14 protein-coding genes and 1 tRNA gene are annotated in these 18,761 nt (G+C 48.8%); 1 reads left to right on the top strand and 14 read right to left on the bottom strand.

Features of this window, described 5'->3' with window-relative positions; all coding sequences use genetic code 11:
* Nucleotides 1-54: 54 nt before the first annotated feature.
* From F0L74_RS17385 to F0L74_RS17335, 11 genes are all read right to left on the bottom strand, one after another.
* On the bottom strand, nt 55-999 hold the full coding sequence (locus F0L74_RS17385) for a FecR family protein (protein WP_149839159.1): 945 nt from the start codon (nt 997-999) through the stop codon (nt 55-57).
* A gap of 689 nt (nt 1,000-1,688) precedes the next feature.
* Nucleotides 1,689-3,107: an APC family permease gene (locus F0L74_RS17380; RefSeq protein WP_149839158.1), complete on the bottom strand. Its 1,419-nt coding sequence runs from the start codon at nt 3,105-3,107 to the stop codon at nt 1,689-1,691.
* 89 nt (nt 3,108-3,196) lie between these two features.
* A complete protein-coding gene (locus F0L74_RS17375) occupies nt 3,197-3,796 on the bottom strand; it encodes an OmpH/Skp family outer membrane protein (RefSeq protein WP_188316045.1) in 600 nt (199 codons plus the stop codon).
* A 169-nt stretch (nt 3,797-3,965) separates the two neighbouring features.
* Nucleotides 3,966-4,706: a DUF4397 domain-containing protein gene (locus F0L74_RS17370; RefSeq protein WP_149839156.1), complete on the bottom strand. Its 741-nt coding sequence runs from the start codon at nt 4,704-4,706 to the stop codon at nt 3,966-3,968.
* Nucleotides 4,707-4,810: 104 nt separating this feature from the next.
* Nucleotides 4,811-9,109 (bottom strand): DNA-directed RNA polymerase subunit beta', encoded by a 4,299-nt coding sequence (gene rpoC / locus F0L74_RS17365; protein WP_149839155.1) that lies wholly within the window; start codon nt 9,107-9,109, stop codon nt 4,811-4,813.
* Between the two features lie 116 nt (nt 9,110-9,225).
* Entirely contained in the window at nt 9,226-13,035 is a 3,810-nt protein-coding gene (gene rpoB, locus F0L74_RS17360; protein ID WP_149839154.1) for a DNA-directed RNA polymerase subunit beta, read from the bottom strand.
* 262 nt (nt 13,036-13,297) lie between these two features.
* A complete protein-coding gene (gene rplL, locus F0L74_RS17355; protein WP_149839153.1) occupies nt 13,298-13,672 on the bottom strand; it encodes a 50S ribosomal protein L7/L12 in 375 nt (124 codons plus the stop codon).
* 159 nt (nt 13,673-13,831) lie between these two features.
* The gene (rplJ, locus tag F0L74_RS17350; protein WP_149839152.1) at nt 13,832-14,359 is read right to left on the bottom strand and encodes a 50S ribosomal protein L10; all 528 of its coding nucleotides are present in this window, start codon (nt 14,357-14,359) and stop codon (nt 13,832-13,834) included.
* Nucleotides 14,360-14,402: 43 nt separating this feature from the next.
* Nucleotides 14,403-15,092, bottom strand: coding sequence for a 50S ribosomal protein L1 (gene rplA / locus F0L74_RS17345; RefSeq protein WP_149839151.1), 690 nt, complete (start codon nt 15,090-15,092; stop codon nt 14,403-14,405).
* A 48-nt stretch (nt 15,093-15,140) separates the two neighbouring features.
* On the bottom strand, nt 15,141-15,584 hold the full coding sequence (gene rplK, locus F0L74_RS17340; protein WP_149839150.1) for a 50S ribosomal protein L11: 444 nt from the start codon (nt 15,582-15,584) through the stop codon (nt 15,141-15,143).
* A 216-nt stretch (nt 15,585-15,800) separates the two neighbouring features.
* Entirely contained in the window at nt 15,801-16,979 is a 1,179-nt protein-coding gene (locus F0L74_RS17335) for a transglutaminase domain-containing protein (protein WP_149839149.1), read from the bottom strand.
* A 105-nt stretch (nt 16,980-17,084) separates the two neighbouring features.
* Here F0L74_RS17335 and F0L74_RS17330 point away from each other — a divergent pair, with 105 nt between their 5' ends.
* Nucleotides 17,085-17,663, top strand: a complete 579-nt coding sequence (locus tag F0L74_RS17330) for a DUF1579 domain-containing protein (RefSeq protein WP_149839148.1) — start codon at nt 17,085-17,087, stop codon at nt 17,661-17,663.
* A gap of 71 nt (nt 17,664-17,734) precedes the next feature.
* Here F0L74_RS17330 and nusG read toward each other — a convergent pair whose 3' ends face one another.
* The 3 genes from nusG to F0L74_RS17315 all read right to left on the bottom strand — a co-directional run bounded on the left by nusG (nt 17,735) and on the right by F0L74_RS17315 (nt 18,698).
* Complete coding sequence (gene nusG / locus F0L74_RS17325; RefSeq protein ID WP_149839147.1) at nt 17,735-18,316, bottom strand: transcription termination/antitermination protein NusG; 582 nt, start codon at nt 18,314-18,316, stop codon at nt 17,735-17,737.
* A complete protein-coding gene (gene secE, locus F0L74_RS17320; RefSeq protein WP_149839146.1) occupies nt 18,317-18,508 on the bottom strand; it encodes a preprotein translocase subunit SecE in 192 nt (63 codons plus the stop codon). It lies immediately after the preceding gene.
* A gap of 119 nt (nt 18,509-18,627) precedes the next feature.
* Nucleotides 18,628-18,698: transfer RNA gene (locus tag F0L74_RS17315), tRNA-Trp, on the bottom strand.
* Nucleotides 18,699-18,761 lie beyond the last annotated feature (63 nt).

Genomic DNA, 18,761 nt, shown 5'->3' with positions numbered 1-18,761 from the left:
CCCGATAGTAAGCGCCGTGTCTACAGCGCTATTATTATTAATATGATTTTGTCTTTATGGTCTATCTACTACATAGGTATCACCCGCCAGTTTATAGGAAAATCCATGCACATATTGTAAAGTGGCAAGTATCTGCTCAAGGGTCATGTTTGAAGTAAATGAGCCCGATACTTTTTTCTTCGCCAGGTTGTTGTCTTCCAGTACTATATTTTGTTTGTAACGGCTTTGCAGCTTGGCAAAGGCGTCTTCCAACGTGGTATTATCAAATATCAGTTTACCATTTTTCCAGTCCAGTATCTCTGCGGCATTAAATCTTGTAATAGATGCGGGCAGTACGCCTTTTTTGTACAATAACATCTCGCCGGGCTGCAGGATATGGGAGAATCCATCGGCGCTTACAGACACTTTACCTGAGAGCAGGCTCACCGCAATACTGCTGTCTGCCCGGTTGGTGGTAGCAATGTTAAAAGCAGTGCCCAATGCCGTGGTCACCAGGTCGTGGGTATGCACCCGGAAGGGCTTACCGGCCTGCTGCGCTACATCAAAATATGCTTCTCCCTGTAACCATAACTCGCGGGTGGTGTCATTATAGTTGGCGGTGTACGCTACGGCAGCATGGGCGCTGAGCCATACCTTGGAACCATCCGGCATAGATACCAGGCGTATATTACGGCTGGCGTTGTAGATAGTATCCCACTGCAGGGCCAGGGCGTGCTCCGGCATGGTGCGTTTAGACTGCCATAACCATGCACATACGCTCACCAGCGCTAATATTGCTGCAGCGGCGCCGAACCAAACGCGGTGCAGCTTTACTGTTTTCACCGGGGTTGCCACAGGTGTAGGGATAACTGGCGCCTGGGCTGCTTCCCAGGTTGTCGCCAGGTAGGCGTCCATTTCCGGCGTTGTTTCCTGTTGAAGATACGCGTCTACAAATGCAGCTTCTTCTTCGCTGCACTCGCCTTTAAAATATTTAGCTAGTATGTTTTTGTCTATTTTCATTTCTGCCGTTAACAGTCACCTAACGCAACTACAGAAAGAGTACGTTCCTCAGAAGAAGAGATACCAATGGCCAAAGTGGAGTTTACAATTTGTTAATATTAGCGGCTTTACACGCCAAAAACAAAAAAAGCCTAAGGTAGAAACCTTAGGCTTATTGTAAAAGATTGTCATGTGAATGTTCGAGAATGCAAATCGTGTAGGCTTTTAATGGTTATCTTGGGGCTATAATACCTTCACGTTTTTTAACCACCTAGTTTATAAGTTTATAATATTATATTATAACATACTAACAATAGCACCCCAACGTACTACGCCGGTATGGATAATTTTTGATTATTGTAATAGCTGATATGATAAGACAATACCCCTGTAAGCAAGCATACCACTACTGGTAATCTCAACTGAAAGCTGGCAACGGGTTTTCTTTTCATACGTGTTTTCATCCAGGGTTACTCACGCTATCTGTATTCGGGTCCGAACAACTCTGTATGTGCAAATTAAACCACACCACTGTAAAAAATACCGCAGTGGGCAGGTTTTTTGGGCTGTTTTTCTACAACTTTTGTGTAAGTGCTGATACAGTTTTATCCATTTTAGTGACGGATAATAAATAGTTATAAATAATTAGTCGCTAAAGATCAAAACGGTTATTTGTCCATTTTGATCCTTAACGACTAAATACTAAACACTTACGACTTTTTTCGCATAGCCAGATAGTACAAGGGGATACCCAGCAGGATAATGCCCAGGCCTGGCAGCGTATAATTAGCTTCAAACACCAGCAGCAGTAAGGCCAGCGCCACCGCTACTATAATATAAATCATCGGCAGCAAAGGATAGCCAAAGGCCTTGTAGGGCCGCGGTGTATCCGGCTGCTTCTTACGCAGGATGAAGATGCCGAGTATAGTGAGCACATAAAATACCAGTACGCCAAAGATCACCAGCGCCAGCAGATCGCCATAACGGCCGCTCAAACATAGCAGGCATGCCCACAGACACTGGATCCACAGGCCGCCTTCCGGTACGTCGAACTTATTAAGCGCGCCGGCTTTTTTAAAGAACAGCCCATCCTGCGCCATTGTGTAATAGATACGGGCGCCGGACAATATCAGCCCGTTATTACAACCAAAAGTGGAGATCATGATCATTACTGCAATGATCAGCGAACCGCTGCTGCCAAAGATGTGCTCTGCCGCAACCACGCCTACACGGTCATTGGCCGCGAAGGCGATATCCTGCAGTGGCAGCACCGCCAGGTACATGATATTGGCGCTTACATAGATAATGGTCACGATCAGGGTACCCAGGAACAGGGAGCGGCCTATGTTTTTGCCGGGGTTCTTGATCTCCGCGGCAATAAAGGTCACATTGTTCCAGGCGTCGCTGGAGAACAGGGAGCCTTTCATAGATACGGCCACCGCACCCAGGAAAGCCATACCGGTAAGCAGCGTGGTTACGGTCTGGCCGTTCACCTGCTGCATGGACATGGCTGTCCAGGCATGTTCCCAGTTAGCGTTCCATACCTCCTGCCGGGCGCCCAGCAGGAACCCAAAGATGATCAGGCCAAAGAGGGACAGCAGTTTAGCGAGGGTAAATACGGTCTGTATGATCTTACCATTACGTACTCCCTTGGTATTGATATAGGTGAGCAGTATAATGGAAACGATCGCAACTATCTGCGCGGCAGATACCTTCATAAAGCCCAGGTCCAGCAGGATATGCTGTTCACTGAAAGAAGGGATCAGGTAGGCCGTAAACTTGGCAAAGGCAACCGCCACTGCTGCGATGGTGCCGGTCTGTATCACGCTGAACTGGGTCCAGCCAAACAGGAAGGCCACAAAAGGGTTATAGGCTTCCCGCAGGTATACATACTGCCCGCCGGCGCGTGGGTACATACCAGATAGTTCGCCATAGCTAACGGCGGCGATCATGGTTACCAGGCCTGCCAGTACCCACATAACGGTAAACCAGCCGGCAGATCCTACGCTGCGGGCTATCTCGGCTGATACCAAAAAAATGCCGGATCCAATCATGGAACCGGCAACTATCATGGTAGCATCCAATAAACTTAAACTAGGTTTGAAAGATGCGTGTTGGTTGTCACTCATAGAATAATTAAGAATGGATAATTAATAATTTGGCTGTTCACTGTTGCTAAACGCAAGTGTACCAAAAATATCAATATAACGCTTAATTCTTACTTATTTTCTGTACCTATCTTGTTCAATCCTTCTAATACCGGGGCGGTAATATCCAGCGCATCATCTTTATACAGGATATTGCTGGCGCCGGCGCGGTAAGAGAAGATGAAGGAATACTTCTTATCTGCGTTAAAGGTTTTCAGGAAATCGTCCAGCCTTTTCTGCAGGTCTTCATTAAACTTGGCTTCCTGCTCCATATATTGCTGGGAAAGGTTCTGGCGTTTGGCCTCCAGCTGCTGCTGTTTTTCGCCCAAGGAACGCTGCGCTGCCTCTCCCTCGCTTTGGGTGAGCTGGTTGTTGTTGGCCCTTCTCTGAAAATCAGCGGCTTCGTTCTGCAGGGCGCGTAAATTGGCTTTCAGCTCATTATCTATTGCCTGCTGCTTTTTCTCCAGCTCTGCTTTCTTCTCCTTGAAGTAATCATAGTGTGCCTCTACGGAATCAAGATCCACATAAGCTATCCTGGCGCCTGCTCCTGCAGGGGCTGCGGTATTATTGCCTGCTGCCGGCGCGGTGGCAGTATTGTTAGCGGTCTTACCTCCCTGCTGACAAGCTACAAATAGGGCAGCAGTTAATAAAGTAAAGCATCCGTTTTTCACAGTTTGTTGAACATTGCGCATGTTGATAAATGGATTTTGAACTCCGATGAAAACTTGTTTTTGATTTGAACGGCTAAAATAAGTAAAAAGTTAAAAGTAAAAAGTTAAAAAGCTCAATGGTTTTCCTTGCCTCCGGCAAGCAGATCACAGCGGGATGCCCTTTTACTTTTTAGTTATTAATGAACTGCCACAGCCGGAAGCTGGTATCAGTTATAGGTTTTCCCTTGCCAATTGTGGTCACCAGGGTATAGATCTTACCTTCCTGCGCGTTCAACCGCGCCGTTTGCAGTACTTTGGAGGAATCGCGCCAGTTAAAGTCCAGGTCCTTGTCCTGTGCCAGTATCTCCAAAGAGGGCGTTATTGCCCCAAAACTAACGCTACGGAATACAGGTATGGATTTTTCATCAATATAATCAACAAAAACATCCATGGCCAATGGCTGCAGATTCTTGCTACCGTCTACCAGTACGGATACATCCGCCAGATCTACCACCCGTATCTTAGACCGGGGAGTCTCTGTGCTGGGCGGGGTCAGGTCATCATCTGTGGTGCGCAACCGTACCAGGTTGGTACTGTCTGCATAGAGGAAAACGGAAATATTATGTCCATTACGCACACTCAGCTCTGTTGTCAGCAACGTATCGTCACGCACACCGGCGGGATAGATCAGCAGTTTATAGTTCTGCGCGCGGAAATATTTATAGGGGCCTGAGCTCTGGCCATACCCCAGGTTACTGCCTATAATTGCCGTATCCAGCACAAAATCCAAACTAACGGTATAACTGGGTAACATCTGGTATACGGTAATACCGCCCCTGGTATCCGGCAGATCCGAATCACTGTTCTTATTGCAGGCAATGGCGGCTATTAACAGCAAAAGCGCCAGCGCCGCCTGGGTCCATTTCTTCATGAGCACAAATATGAACACAAATTAACATGATTTCATGCAATTACGGTCAATAAAAAAGTCCCGCTTTATGGGCGGGACTTTTTATTATCCATTACATGATCAGATTATTCTTCTTCATCGAACTGGAACACTTCCTTGGAAGAGGACAGGATGTCATATTCTTCTTTGGAGCCTACGATCATATTTTCGAACTCGCGCAGACCAGTACCGGCCGGGATCAGGTGACCCGTGATCACGTTCTCTTTCAGGCCCAGCATATCATCTGTTTTACCGGTGATGGCTGCAGATGACAGTACTTTGGTGGTTTCCTGGAAGGATGCGGCAGAGATCCAGCTGTGCGTACCCAGTGATGCTTTGGTGATACCCAGCAACAGCGGGCTGGAAGTGGCCGGATTTGCATCGCGGTATTCCACCAGCTTTTTATCTGCGCGGCGCAGCAGGGAGTTCTCTTCCCTTACCTGGCGCAAGGTCACTATCTGACCTGCTTTCAGGCTGGCGGATTCGCCTGCTTCCGTTACTACCTTCTTGTCGAAGATATTATCGTTCTCTTCAAAGAATTCAAATTTATCCGTGGTATCGCCTTCCAGGAAGCGGGTATCTCCCGGATCCTCGATGGTTACCTTACGCATCATCTGCCGTACGATCACTTCGATGTGTTTATCGTTGATCTTCACACCCTGTAAACGGTATACTTCCTGTATCTCGTTCACCAGGTATTCCTGTACTGCAAATGGTCCTTTGATGGACAGGATATCTGCCGGGGTGATAGAACCGTCAGACAGTGCGGTACCCGCTTTCACGAAGTCACCGTCCTGTACCAGGATGTGGCGGGTCAGCGGCACCAGGTATTTCTTCACCTGGCTTTCGCGGCTTTCAATGATGATCTCGCGGTTACCACGTTTGATGTTACCAAAGGTCACCACGCCATCTATCTCAGATACGATAGCAGGGTTGCTCGGGTTACGTGCTTCAAACAGTTCTGTTACGCGCGGCAGACCACCGGTGATATCGCGCAGCTTACCGATCACACGCGGGATCTTCACAATTACCTGACCGGCCCTTACGCCTTCGCCTTCATCAATTACGATGTGGGAGCCTACCGGCAGGTTGTATGATTTCACCTCTTTGTTGCCTTCAACAATGATGGACGGGATCTTGTTCTTATCCTTGGTCTCAATAACCACTTTCTCACGGTGACCAGTCTGCTCGTCAGCCTCTTCACGGAAGGTGATACCTTCTATGATGCTGTCAAAGCGGATGGAACCAGCGATCTCGGATACGATAACGGCGTTGAACGGATCCCAGGTACAGATCACATCGCCCTTGGCTACTTTCTGACCGTCTTTAACGATCAGGGTAGAGCCGTAAGGTACGTTGTTGGTGATCAGCAGGCGGTCGTTCTTCACGTCCATGATACGGAGCTCACCGGTACGGCCGATAACTACCTGTACTTTATCACCATCGTTGTTTTCGTAGGTGGTAGTACGTAAGCCATCGAACTGTACGGTGCCTTCGAACTTAGCGGTCAGCGCAGACTCTACGGAAGCAGAGCCGGCCACACCACCCACGTGGAAGGTACGCAGTGTAAGCTGTGTACCAGGCTCACCGATGGACTGGGCAGCGATGATACCTACAGCATCACCTCTCTGGGCCAGGTAACCGGTTGCCAGGTTTTTACCGTAACATTTTACGCACACGCCCCTGCGGCTTTCGCAGGTAAGTACGGAACGGATCTCTACGGTTTCTATAGTGCTTTCTTCAATTGCATGTGCGATCTCTTCTGTGATCTCTCCACCACCGGCTACGATCAGCTCTTCTGTTTGCGGATCGAATACGTCGTGCAGGGAAGTCCTGCCCAGGATACGGTCATACAGCGGCTCTACTATCTCCTCGTTATCTTTCAGGGCAGTAGTAGCAATACCACGCAGGGTACCGCAGTCTTCTTCCGTGATCACCACATCCTGTGCTACGTCCACCAGACGACGGGTCAGGTAACCGGCGTCCGCCGTTTTCAACGCGGTATCTGCCAGACCTTTACGCGCACCGTGCGTAGAGATGAAGTATTCCAATACGTTCAGACCATCCTTAAAGTTGGACAGGATCGGGTTTTCGATGATCTCAGAGCCAGTAGAACCACTCTTACGCGGTTTGGCCATCAATCCCCTCAGACCTGCCAGCTGTTTGATCTGCTGTTTGGAACCACGCGCACCGGAGTCAAGCATCATGTACACAGAGTTAAAGCCCTGTTTGTCTGTTGCCAGCTCGCGGATCAGCGTTTCTGTCACTTTGGTATCCGCACGGGACCAGATATCGATGATCTGGTTGTAACGTTCGTTATTCGTGATCAGACCCATGTTGTAGTTATCCCACACCTCATCCACTTCGGAAGCAGCGCCATCGATCATGTGCTGTTTCACTTCAGGGATGATCAGGTCATTGATGTTGAATGACAGACCGCCACGGAATGCTGTACGGAATCCAAGCGTTTTGATATCATCCAGGAACTTCGCAGTCTTGGGGATATCGGTGTATTTGATGATGTCGCCGATGATCTCACGCAGTGACTTCTTGGTCAGCAGCGCGTTTACATAACCAGCTTCTTTTGGAACGAACTGGTTAAAGATCACACGGCCTACGGTTGTTTCTATCAGTTTGTGCTCCAGCACGCCTGCAGCTATGTTACGTACCCAGGCTTTCACCTTGATATGCGCGTGCAGGTCTGCCTTGCCTTCGTTATAGGCAATGATCACTTCTTCTGCAGAGTAGAAGGCTTTGCCCTCACCCTGTACTTTTTCCGTATCCGTAGATTTCTTACCCTTACTGATGTAGTACAGACCCAGTACCATGTCCTGAGAAGGCAGCGTGATAGGCGTACCGTTCTGAGGGTTCAGGATGTTATGGGATGACAGCATCAGCAACTGGGCTTCCAGTACTGCGGCATTGCTCAAAGGCACGTGTACCGCCATCTGGTCACCGTCAAAGTCGGCGTTGAACGCGCTACACACCAGCGGGTGCAGCTGTATCGCTTTACCTTCCACCAGTTTGGGCTGGAAAGCCTGGATAGACAAACGGTGCAGCGTTGGCGCACGGTTCAGCATTACAGGGTGACCTTTCAGTACGTTTTCCAGGATATCCCAAACTACCGCTTCCTTCCGGTCTACCAGCTTTTTAGCTGATTTCACGGTCTTAACGATGCCTCTTTCTATCAGTTTACGGATAATGAATGGTTTGAACAGCTCTGCCGCCATGTCCTTGGGCAAACCGCACTCGTGCAGTTTCAGCTCAGGGCCTACCACGATAACGGAACGACCGGAGTAGTCCACACGTTTACCCAACAGGTTCTGACGGAAACGGCCTTGTTTACCCTTCAGCACATCGGAGAGTGATTTCAGGGCGCGGCCGCCTTCTGCCTTCACCGCGTTGGATTTACGGGAGTTATCGAACAGGGAGTCCACGGCTTCCTGCAGCATACGTTTTTCGTTACGCAGGATCACCTCGGGCGCCTTGATCTCGATCAGGCGTTTCAGACGGTTGTTGCGGATGATCACCCGGCGGTACAGGTCGTTCAGGTCAGAAGACGCAAAACGGCCGCCATCCAGGGGCACCAGCGGACGCAGTTCCGGGGGAACTACGGGAATGTATTGCATAACCATCCATTCCGGATGGTTTTCTACGCGTGTATTGGCTTCGCGGAATGCTTCCACTACGCTCAGGCGTTTCAGGGCTTCTGCCTTACGCTGCTGAGAGGTTTCTGTGGCAGCCTGGTTACGCAGCTGGTAAGAAAGGCTGTCCAGGTCTATGCGGGCCAGCATCATTTCTACCGCTTCTGCACCCATACGGGCAATGAACTTGTTGGGATCTTCATCCGGCAACAGCTGATTGTCCTTGGGCAGGGTATCCAGTATATCCAGGTATTCTTCTTCTGTGAGCAGGTCGCCGTAGTTCATACCTTTCTCCTGCTTAGCGCCGGCCTGTATAACTACATACCTTTCATAGTATACGATGGTCTCCAGCTTTTTGGATGACATACCCAGCAGGTAGCCGATCTTATTAGGCAGGGATTTGAAATACCAAATGTGTACTACAGGCACTACCAGACGGATGTGACCCATCCTTTCGCGGCGTACCTTTTTTTCCGTTACTTCCACACCACAGCGGTCGCACACAATACCCTTATAACGGATACGTTTATATTTTCCGCAATAGCATTCATAGTCCTTTACAGGGCCAAATATCCTCTCACAGAACAACCCATCACGCTCCGGTTTGTAAGTACGGTAGTTGATGGTTTCCGGTTTCAGCACTTCCCCGTAAGAGCGCTCCAGGATTGCATCCGGAGACGCCAGACTGATGGTGATGCTGCTAAAATTTGATTTAGGACGATTTTCTTTCTTTATGGCCATCTTCAATTAGCTTTTAGCTGTTAGCCTCTAGCGGTTGGCTATCGGCAAATATATTTCCTAGACTATCGTAATGCTACTAACCACCAGCGGTTGCCAATGGTTAGTAGCTAAAAGCTTTATTCAAACTTCAGGTCCAGACCCAGACCACGCAGCTCATGGATCAATACGTTAAAGGATTCAGGCACGCCGGCTTTCGGGATGTTGTCTCCTTTTACGATGGCCTCGTAAGCTTTTGCACGGCCTACAATGTCATCGGATTTGATAGTGAGCAGTTCCTGCAGGATGTTGGATGCACCGTATGCTTCCAGGGCCCACACTTCCATTTCACCAAAACGCTGACCACCGAACTGCGCCTTACCACCCAACGGCTGCTGGGTAATGAGGCTGTAGGGGCCGATGGAACGGGCGTGCATCTTGTCGTCCACCATGTGGCTTAATTTGAGCATGTAGATCACGCCCACGGTAGCCTTCTGGTGGAAGCGCTCGCCGGTTTCGCCATCATGCAGATAGGTATGACCAAAGCTGGGCAATCCTGCCTGGCCGATGAAGTCGGCTATTTCCTCTGTAGTAGCACCGTCGAAGATGGGGGTTGCAAAGCGAACACCCAATTTCAGACCGGCCCAACCCAGTACGGTTTCATAGATCTGACCCAGGTTCATACGGGAAGGTACGCCCAGCGGGTTCAGTACGATATCTACCGGTGTACCATCGTTCAGGAACGGCATGTCTTCGTCACGCACGATCTTGGCAACGATACCCTTGTTACCGTGGCGGCCTGCCATCTTATCACCCACTTTCAGCTTACGTTTGCTGGCCAGGTATACTTTCGCCAGTTTCAGCACGCCTGCAGGCAACTCATCACCAATGGAGATGTTGAACTTTTCGCGTTTGTAGCGGCCCAGTTCTTCATTGTACTTGATGTTGTAGTTATGCAGCAGCCAGTTGATCTGGTCGTTGGTAGTGTCGTCTGTAGTCCAGCCCAGCGGGTTCACGTTCTGGAAGTCCACATTGGCGAGGTTCTTCTGGGAGAATTTGGAGCCTTTGGAGATCAGCACTTCACCATAGGTGTTGGTGATACCTGCAGAGGTTTTTTCCTTCAGCAGCACCAGCAGTTTGCTCATCAGCACTTCCAGCAGGTCTTCCTCGTTCTTCTGGTGAACCTTTTCCAGTTTTTCCAGGGACGCTTTTTCGCGGGTCTTGGAGTTCTTGTCTTTTTTGGCGCGGCTGAACAATTTCTTGTCGATCACCACACCTTCTGTGCTCGGGGGCGCCTTCAGGGAAGCGTCCTTCGCATCAGATGCTTTATCACCGAATATCGCACGGAGCAGCTTTTCTTCCGGAGAAGGATCGGATTCACCGCGGGGGGTGATCTTACCTATCAGGATATCGCCCTCTTTAATGTGGGCGCCCACGCGGATGATACCGTTCTGATCCAGGTCCTTGGTGGCTTCTTCGCTCACGTTCGGGATATCCGGGGTCAGTTCTTCTTCACCCAGTTTGGTATCGCGTACTTCCAGTTCGTATTCGTCGATATGTATAGATGTGAACAGATCCTGACGTGCAACACGCTCAGAGATCACGATGGCATCCTCAAAGTTGTAACCTTTCCAGGGCATGAAGGCCACTTTCAGGTTACGGCCCAGGGCCAGCTCACCGCCACGGGTAGCGTAGCCTTCCGTGAGGAAGTCTCCTTCTACCAGGTGCTGTCCTTTCTTAACGCAGGGGCGCAGGTTGATACAGGTGCTCTGGTTGGTTTTAACGAACTTGGTAAGACGGTATATTTTCAGATCGTCTTCAAAGCTCACCAGTTTCTGCATTTCATCGCGCTCGTAGCGTACATGTATTTCGTTTGCATCCACAAATTCCACCACACCTTTACCTTCTGAGGTGATCTGCAAGCGGGAGTCGCGCGCTGCTTTAGCTTCCAGACCGGTACCTACGATAGGTACTTCCGGAGCGATCAGCGGTACTGCCTGGCGTTGCATGTTTGATCCCATCAGCGCACGGTTGGCGTCATCATGTTCAAGGAAGGGGATCAGGGAGGCGCTCAGACCCACGATCTGGTTCGGAGCCACGTCCATGTATTCTACTTCACCCCTGTCCAGGATCGGGAAGTCACCGGTTTCGCGGGATTTCACCTTGTCATTTACAAAGCTGCCTTTTTCATCCAGCTCTGCGTTCGCCTGGGCTATCTTCACCAGATCTTCTTCTTCGGCGCTCAGGAACTGTACTTTATCCATATCTACTTTACCGTCGTTCACCTTGCGATAAGGCGTTTCGATAAAGCCCATATCGTTCACTTTGGCGTGTACGCAGAGGGTGGATATCAGACCGATGTTCGGTCCTTCCGGTGTTTCGATGGTACACAGACGGCCGTAGTGGCTGTAGTGTACGTCACGCACCTCAAAGCCAGCTCTTTCGCGGCTCAGACCACCGGGGCCCAGCGCGGAGATACGGCGTTTGTGCGTGATCTCGGAGAGCGGGTTGGTCTGGTCAAGGAACTGTGACAGCTGAGAAGTACCAAAGAAGGAGTTGATCACGGAGGACAGAGTCCTGGCGTTGATCAGATCTACCGGGGTAAACACCTCATTGTCACGTACGTTCATACGCTCGCGGATGGTACGGGCCATACGGGCCAGACCTACGCCGAACTGGGCGTACAGCTGTTCGCCCACGGTACGTACACGGCGGTTGCTCAGGTGATCGATATCATCGATCTCCGCTTTACCGTTGGTGAGTTGCACCAGGTATTTGATGATCGCGATGATATCTTCCTTGGTCAGTACCTTCATATCCAGGCTGGTGCTCAGGCCCAGCTTACGGTTGATCTTGTACCGGCCTACGTCGCCGAGGTCGTAACGTTTATCGGAGAAGAATAATTTATCAATGATGCCCCTTGCAGTTTCATCATCCGGCGCATCAGCGCCACGTAACTGGCGGTAGATGTGCTGAACGGCTTCCAGCTCGGAGTTAGATGTATCCTTATTTAATGTGTTATAGATGATGGAGAAATCGCCACTCACCTCTTCCTTCTGCACGAACACGCTTTTTACACCCATATCCACGATGGTCTCAATATTGGCTTCATCCAGGATGCTATCGCGCTCCAGCATGATCTCATTACGCTCAATACTTACCACCTCGCCGGTATCTTCATCCACAAAGTCTTCAACCCAGCTTCTTAATACACGGGCGGCCAGCTTTTTGCCGGCGTATTTATCAAGACTCTTTTTGTCTGCTTTTACCTCATCGGCCATACCAAACAGCTGGAGGATGTCCTTATCTGTTTCGTAACCGATAGCGCGTAAAAGGGTTGTAACCGGGAATTTCTTCTTACGGTCTATATAGGCGTACATCACGTTGTTGATGTCCGTTGCAAACTCCATCCAGGCGCCCTTGAACGGGATCACCCGGGCAGAGTAGATCTTAGTTCCGTTGGGATGTATGGATTGTCCAAAGAATACACCAGGAGAACGATGCAGCTGTGATACTACCACGCGCTCTGCACCATTGATAACGAAGGTACCTCTGGGGGTCATGTACGGGATGTTGCCTAAGAACACATCCTGCACAATGGTCTGGAAGTCTACGTGTTCCTCATCGTTACAGCTCAGGCGCAGTTTAGCCTTCAGCGGTACGGAATAGGTAAGCCCTCTTTCTATACACTCTTCAATCGTGTAACGCGGCGGATCCACGAAATAGTCCAGAAACTCCAGATTAAAGATATTGCGTGTATCCGTAATCGGGAAGTTCTCTTTAAACACTTTAAAAAGGCCTTCATTGTTCCGCTTATCTGGTGTGGTTTCTAATTGGAAGAAATCCTTGAAAGATTGAATTTGGATAGCCAACAGATCCGGTGTCTCAGTCACTTGTTTGATCTTTCCAAAATTAACTCTTTCGTTTGCTTGGGCTTGTTTTAGAGACATATTCGAAGTTAGCAGTTATTTGACTTGTATAAATTGTGAACCAAAATTCACAACGAAATCCGGGAAGTTAAGATTTCTTCTTCAATATACCATCAAAAGTTTGTGATTCTCATCTAATTACTTATATTCCTGCCGGTATAGTCCCGGCTTCCATGTCCTGAAAAAGACGCTTTCCCAAAGGGAATAAGGCCAAAAGTGCAAAAGCACTTTTGACCTTTAAAAAAATCACAATACCTTATTAAAGGGTATATTAAGCAAAGAATTACTGAATCTCAACGTCAGCACCAGCTTCAGTCAGCTTAGCTTTCAGGTCTTCTGCTTCGGCCTTGTTAACGCCTTCTTTAACCGGTTTCGGTGCACCGTCTACCAGTTCTTTGGCTTCTTTCAGACCCAGACCAGTCAGATCTTTAACGATCTTAACTACGTTCAGCTTGCTGGCGCCAGCGGCCTTCAGGATAACGTTGAAGGAAGTTTTCTCTTCTACAGCAGCAGCTCCGCCACCACCGTCTGCAGCTACAACCACTGCAGCAGCAGCTGGTTCGATACCGTACTCAGATTTCAGTACGTCTGCGAGTTCTTGTACTTCCTTAACAGTTAAGCCTACCAATTGTTCGGCCAATGCTTTTACGTCTGCCATTGTATAATGTTTTTAGATAATGTTTTTAAATGTTGTTTACACAGAGTGTTTATATCGTGACTTGGAAGCCAGTTTTTTGAGAGCTTTTAGCTTTTGGCTGTGCGCTCTTCGCTGTTGTCTGCGCTAATAGCTAAGAGCTAATAGCCAACAGCTGTCGTGTTATTCTGCTGCGGGAGCAGCTGCGCCGGCTTCTTCTTTCTTCGCTTTTTCGAGCAAAGCAGAGATCACGCGGCTTGCAGGAGACTGCAACAGGCCAATAACTTCGCCGATAAGCTCGTTCTTGGTCTTGATACGTACCAGGGCAGCCAGTTGGTTATCGCCGCTGTACACTTCATCAGCTACAAATGCAGCTTTTAGTACAGGTTTGTCGCCACCTTTGCTTTCTTTACGGAAAGCGGAGATGATAACGGCGGGCTCTTTCGGGCTGTCGGAGAACATGAGGGCTGTTACGCCGTTCAGGGCTTCGTACACACCAGCGTATTTCTCGCTATCCAGAGATTCCAGCGCTTTCTTGATCAGTGTGTTCTTAGCCACTTTCATTTCCACGTTCTTATCGAAACACACCTTCCTCAGCTTGTTCACCTGGGCTACGGTCAATGATTCCGTATTGGTGATGTAGAAGTTGCTATATTGAGTGAACTTGCTTTTCAGCAGTTCAATCGCTTCGTTCTTTTGATCTTTGTTCATTGCTTTTGTTTTGTTTGCACCCTATCTGCCAGTGGCAAACGGATTAGATTTGAACAGATTTAGTGTCTATCACGATACCGGGGCTCATGGTGCTAGCCATGGATAAGCCTTTCAGGTAAGTGCCCTTTGCAGTGGACGGTTTCAGTTTGATGATCGCGTTGATCAGCTCCTGTGAGTTCTGCTCGATCTTCTCAGGTGCAAATGAAACACGGCCGATAGAAGCGTGGATGATACCAGCTTTATCTACCTTAAAGGTGATCTTACCGCCTTTTACCTCATTTACAGCAGCTGCTACATCATTGGTAACAGTACCGGTTTTGGGGTTAGGCATCAGGTTGCGGGGGCCCAGTATCTTACCCAGTTTACCGATCTTCGGCATTACGGAAGGCGTAGCAACGATCACGTCTACGTCTGTCCAGCCAGCTTCGATCTTCTGGATAAATTCGTCCAGACCTACGAAATCAGCGCCGGCGCCTTTTGCATCGGCTTCTTTCTCCGGTGTGCAAAGCACCAGTACTTTCTTGGTCTTACCAGTACCGTGGGGAAGCGTTACAGAACCACGGATAGCCTGGTCAGCTTTCTTAGGATCAACGCCTAAGCGGATATGCAGATCGACAGAGCTGTCGAATTTGGTGCAGTTGATATCTTTTACAAGGGTAGAAGCATCCTTCAGACTGTAGATCTTATTTTTGTCCACCTTTGTGTCAGCCGCTTTTCTTTTCTTAGTTGCCATTTGTCAATGTGTTTTTAAAATTGCCCGTTAAAAAGGGCGTTGACATAATTAGTTTTCCCAGGGAGCTTTACCATCTACGGTGATACCCATACTGCGCGCAGTACCGGCTACCATGCTCATAGCGCTTTCCAGCGTAAAGCAGTTCAGGTCGGACATTTTATCTTTGGCGATAGCCTCGATATTTGACCAGTTCACCTTACCTACTTTATTACGGTTAGGCTCTTTGGAACCACTCTGCAACTTCGCAGCTTCCAGTAACTGAACGGCTGCGGGCGGCGTCTTGATTACGAAGTCAAAGGATTTGTCGGTGTAAACGGTCAGCAATACAGGCAATACCTTACCCATCTTATCCTGGGTACGGGCATTGAACTGCTTGCAGAACTCCATGATATTCACACCCTTGGAACCTAAGGCAGGTCCGATCGGAGGCGCAGGGTTAGCCTGGCCACCCTTTACCTGCAATTTTACGTACGTTGCAATCTCTTTTGCCATAAATGTGTGTTTTAATTTGGTGAAAACGTCCCGCTCGCCGCGGAACTCCCAAACTAAAAGGTGTTAAAATCTAATCTTTTAATTAAATTTTGCCTTTTAAAGGGGATGCAAAGGTAGGTAATATAATTAAGTTGACAAAAAGTTTTCAAAGTTAGGCATTCTTTTTGCTCACTATGAAAATTTTTTACAATTCTATTGCAATTCTCCGCTATTTTGTTAGCCACCAAACCCGCGTATTTTATAAAATAATGTTTTACGGAACAGCTTGCCGGTTTTCAGGTACTTTGTTACAAAAGCCTGCTCCTCCTCTACCCGTTTTTCCAACCCGGTCTGGGAATCCCGCAGTGCTTGTATGTTCTTCCCTAATTCGGCGTCCGGCCCCTCCAGCCCTGACAGCTCCTGTTTTGATAACTGCAGGGAGGACGCAATACTGTCTATCATGCCCCTGATCTCCGCATCTGGCCGGGAAGGCCTGAACTGATTATTTCTATAGTTCACATATTCGTTAAACTGGTTTACCGCCATATTATAATGGTCGCCGCTGCTGTTGTAGCGGTGTACTACCCCATTCCGCGCATCTATGGTCTTATTCTGCTGCATGGCCGCTACCGCATTCTGCAGGTACTGCAGTTGTGTGCCGGTAAAGGTGTTGGTAATGCCGTTCCGTATGATCCGGTCTGCCGTATGCTGGTACCGGCTCAGCTGGTCCTCCTTATTATATATGGCCAGGCTGTCCTGGTAATGGAATACCGGGCGGCTGGCTGCGAGGGCCCAGTTGTTATCCCGGAACTCCTCCTGCCTGAACGGATGCTCCAAAAGCTGGAACAAAGGATCAAAAGGCATATGCGTTTTCACGAAATTGCCAGGCTGCACCAGGAAGAAACTCCCGTTTGCCCGCCGCACGAACTGCCCGTTTACAAGCGCGCCGGCGCCCCAGGTAGGATCCGTCATATACCAGGTATTATCAATATTTACCGCAACCCAGGCATGGGCTGCGTCAGCCAGTTTGCCATTGATCTGGGTATACCCGGCTACCAGGTATACCGGTATGCCGGCTCTTCTACACACCATGTAATACAGGGAAGCGTAGCCCTGACATACACCCTGCCGGGTAGCCAGGGTCTTATTAGCCGCATCCGCGGTATCCTTATAAAGCCCTGGTTGGTACATGGCCGCCACATCATAACTCACATGGACGGTGATCCAGGTAAACAGCTGTTTTACGAAATCGCGTGCCGATGAGGTATGTCCTGCCAGGTAATCGCTTAACTGTTCAGGCGTATGGGTAACGGAATCAGGTATTATAAATGCGGGTGCGGGTTTAGCCGTGGGCGCCTGGGCCTGTGCATTCAGTGTCATTCCGAACAGGACCGCCAGCAATAACATTACTCTCATAGATATTCTCGGGAAAAACCAGGGCAAAGGTACGGAATAATCGTCAGCTAACCTGACTGCTCCCTATTCGCAGTATCTATCGTAACTTTAGATAAACTCACCTGTATGAAATATCTATTGTTATCAGCCGCCCTGCTTTGCCTGTTGCTCCACCATCCTGCACAGGCCCAATCAGCAGACGAGCAGGCTGCCCAAAAAGCCTGGATGGAATACATGACGCCCGGTCCCATGCACCAGATGCTTGCCAAGGCAGACGGGGACTGGACTTACGAAATGACTTCCTGGATGAGCCCCACTGCGCCCCCGACAAAAAGCACGGGTAATTCCACTAACCGCATGATCCTGGGCGGCCGCTACCAGGAGTCCAAAATTACCGGCACCGTTATGGACATGCCTTTTGAAGGTCTGGGCAACATGGGCTACGACAATGCCAAAAAGGTATTTGTGAGCTCCTGGGTAGACAACATGGGCACCGGTATTGCCTACATGGAAGGCAAATGGGACGACGCCACCAAATCCATCCATTTCACCGGCAAAATGCTGGATCCCATGACAGGCAAAGATTGCGAGGTGAAACAAAATGTCTACATGGTAGACGAGAACACCCAGAAAATGGAGATGTTCACTGTAACTGACGGCAAAGATGTTAAAACCATGGAGCTTACCATGAAACGTAAGCAGTAAAGGGTTAACCAAAAACAGCAACGCCACAATCACGGATGATTGTGGCGTTGTCTTTTTATAGTTTGTCAGCCTTAGCTGATCTTTTCTACCTGCATAAAGTTGAGCTCTACCGGGGTAGCGCGGCCGAAGATCTTTACAGTCACTTTCAGCTTTTTCTTGTCTTCTATCACTTCTTCAATGATACCGTTAAAGTCATTAAACGGACCATCGATGATCTTGATGGTTTCGCCTACGATGAACGGCTCGCTCATGGTAATGCCCTGGTCGCTCATCTCATCCACCTTACCTAACATCTTGTTCACTTCTGCCTTACGGAGGGCGATGGGATGTTCCTTACCCAGGAAGTGAATAACGCCGGAAACGTTACGGATGGACTGGATCACTTCGTCGGTCATTTTACCGTCGATGGCTTCGATCATCACATAACCGGGGTAGAAGTTCTTTTCGCGCATCACCTTTTTACCGGCCTGCACTTTATATACTTTTTCCACGGGCAGGAAAACCTGTGTAATTACATTGCCCCAATCGGAACGGCGCACCTCAATATCCAGGTACTCTTTCACTTTCTTTTCCTTGCCACTAACAACACGCAGTACGTACCACTTTGTTTCCTGAGTAGGGTTATTGGTATTGGTATTGGATGCATCCATCATTTAAAACATTTTATAATATTGAGTTAGCACTACATTGGAAAGCGCATCCATGCCCCAAACTACCAGTGTGATGATAACCGTAGCTATCAGCACGATCATGGTAGAGGATTGCAGCTCTTGCCATGTAGGCCAGGATACCTTATGAACCAGCTCGTGATAAGACTCCTGAAAATAAGTTCTGATTTTGTTCATGGTATAAAGTTAACCGTTGGGTTACTGATAATGCTAAAAGTGAACGGTGATAAGTGAATGTTTTGTGTTTGCAAATATCATTCACCTGTCACTATTCACCTTGCATCTTTTTTCTTTAGCACGGGCAACAGGATTCGAACCCGTATCAACGGTTTTGGAGACCGCTATTCTACCATTGAACTATGCCCGTTTGAAGTTGTAAGTCGCAAGTGGCAAGACGTAAGTTAATTTATTATTATCTAATTACAAACTT

This window comes from Chitinophaga agrisoli, from assembly GCF_008386695.1.
GTDB lineage: Bacteria > Bacteroidota > Bacteroidia > Chitinophagales > Chitinophagaceae > Chitinophaga > Chitinophaga agrisoli.
The sequence above is the reverse complement of the archived record's forward strand: the minus strand, read 5'-3'. Positions and strand labels throughout refer to the sequence as shown.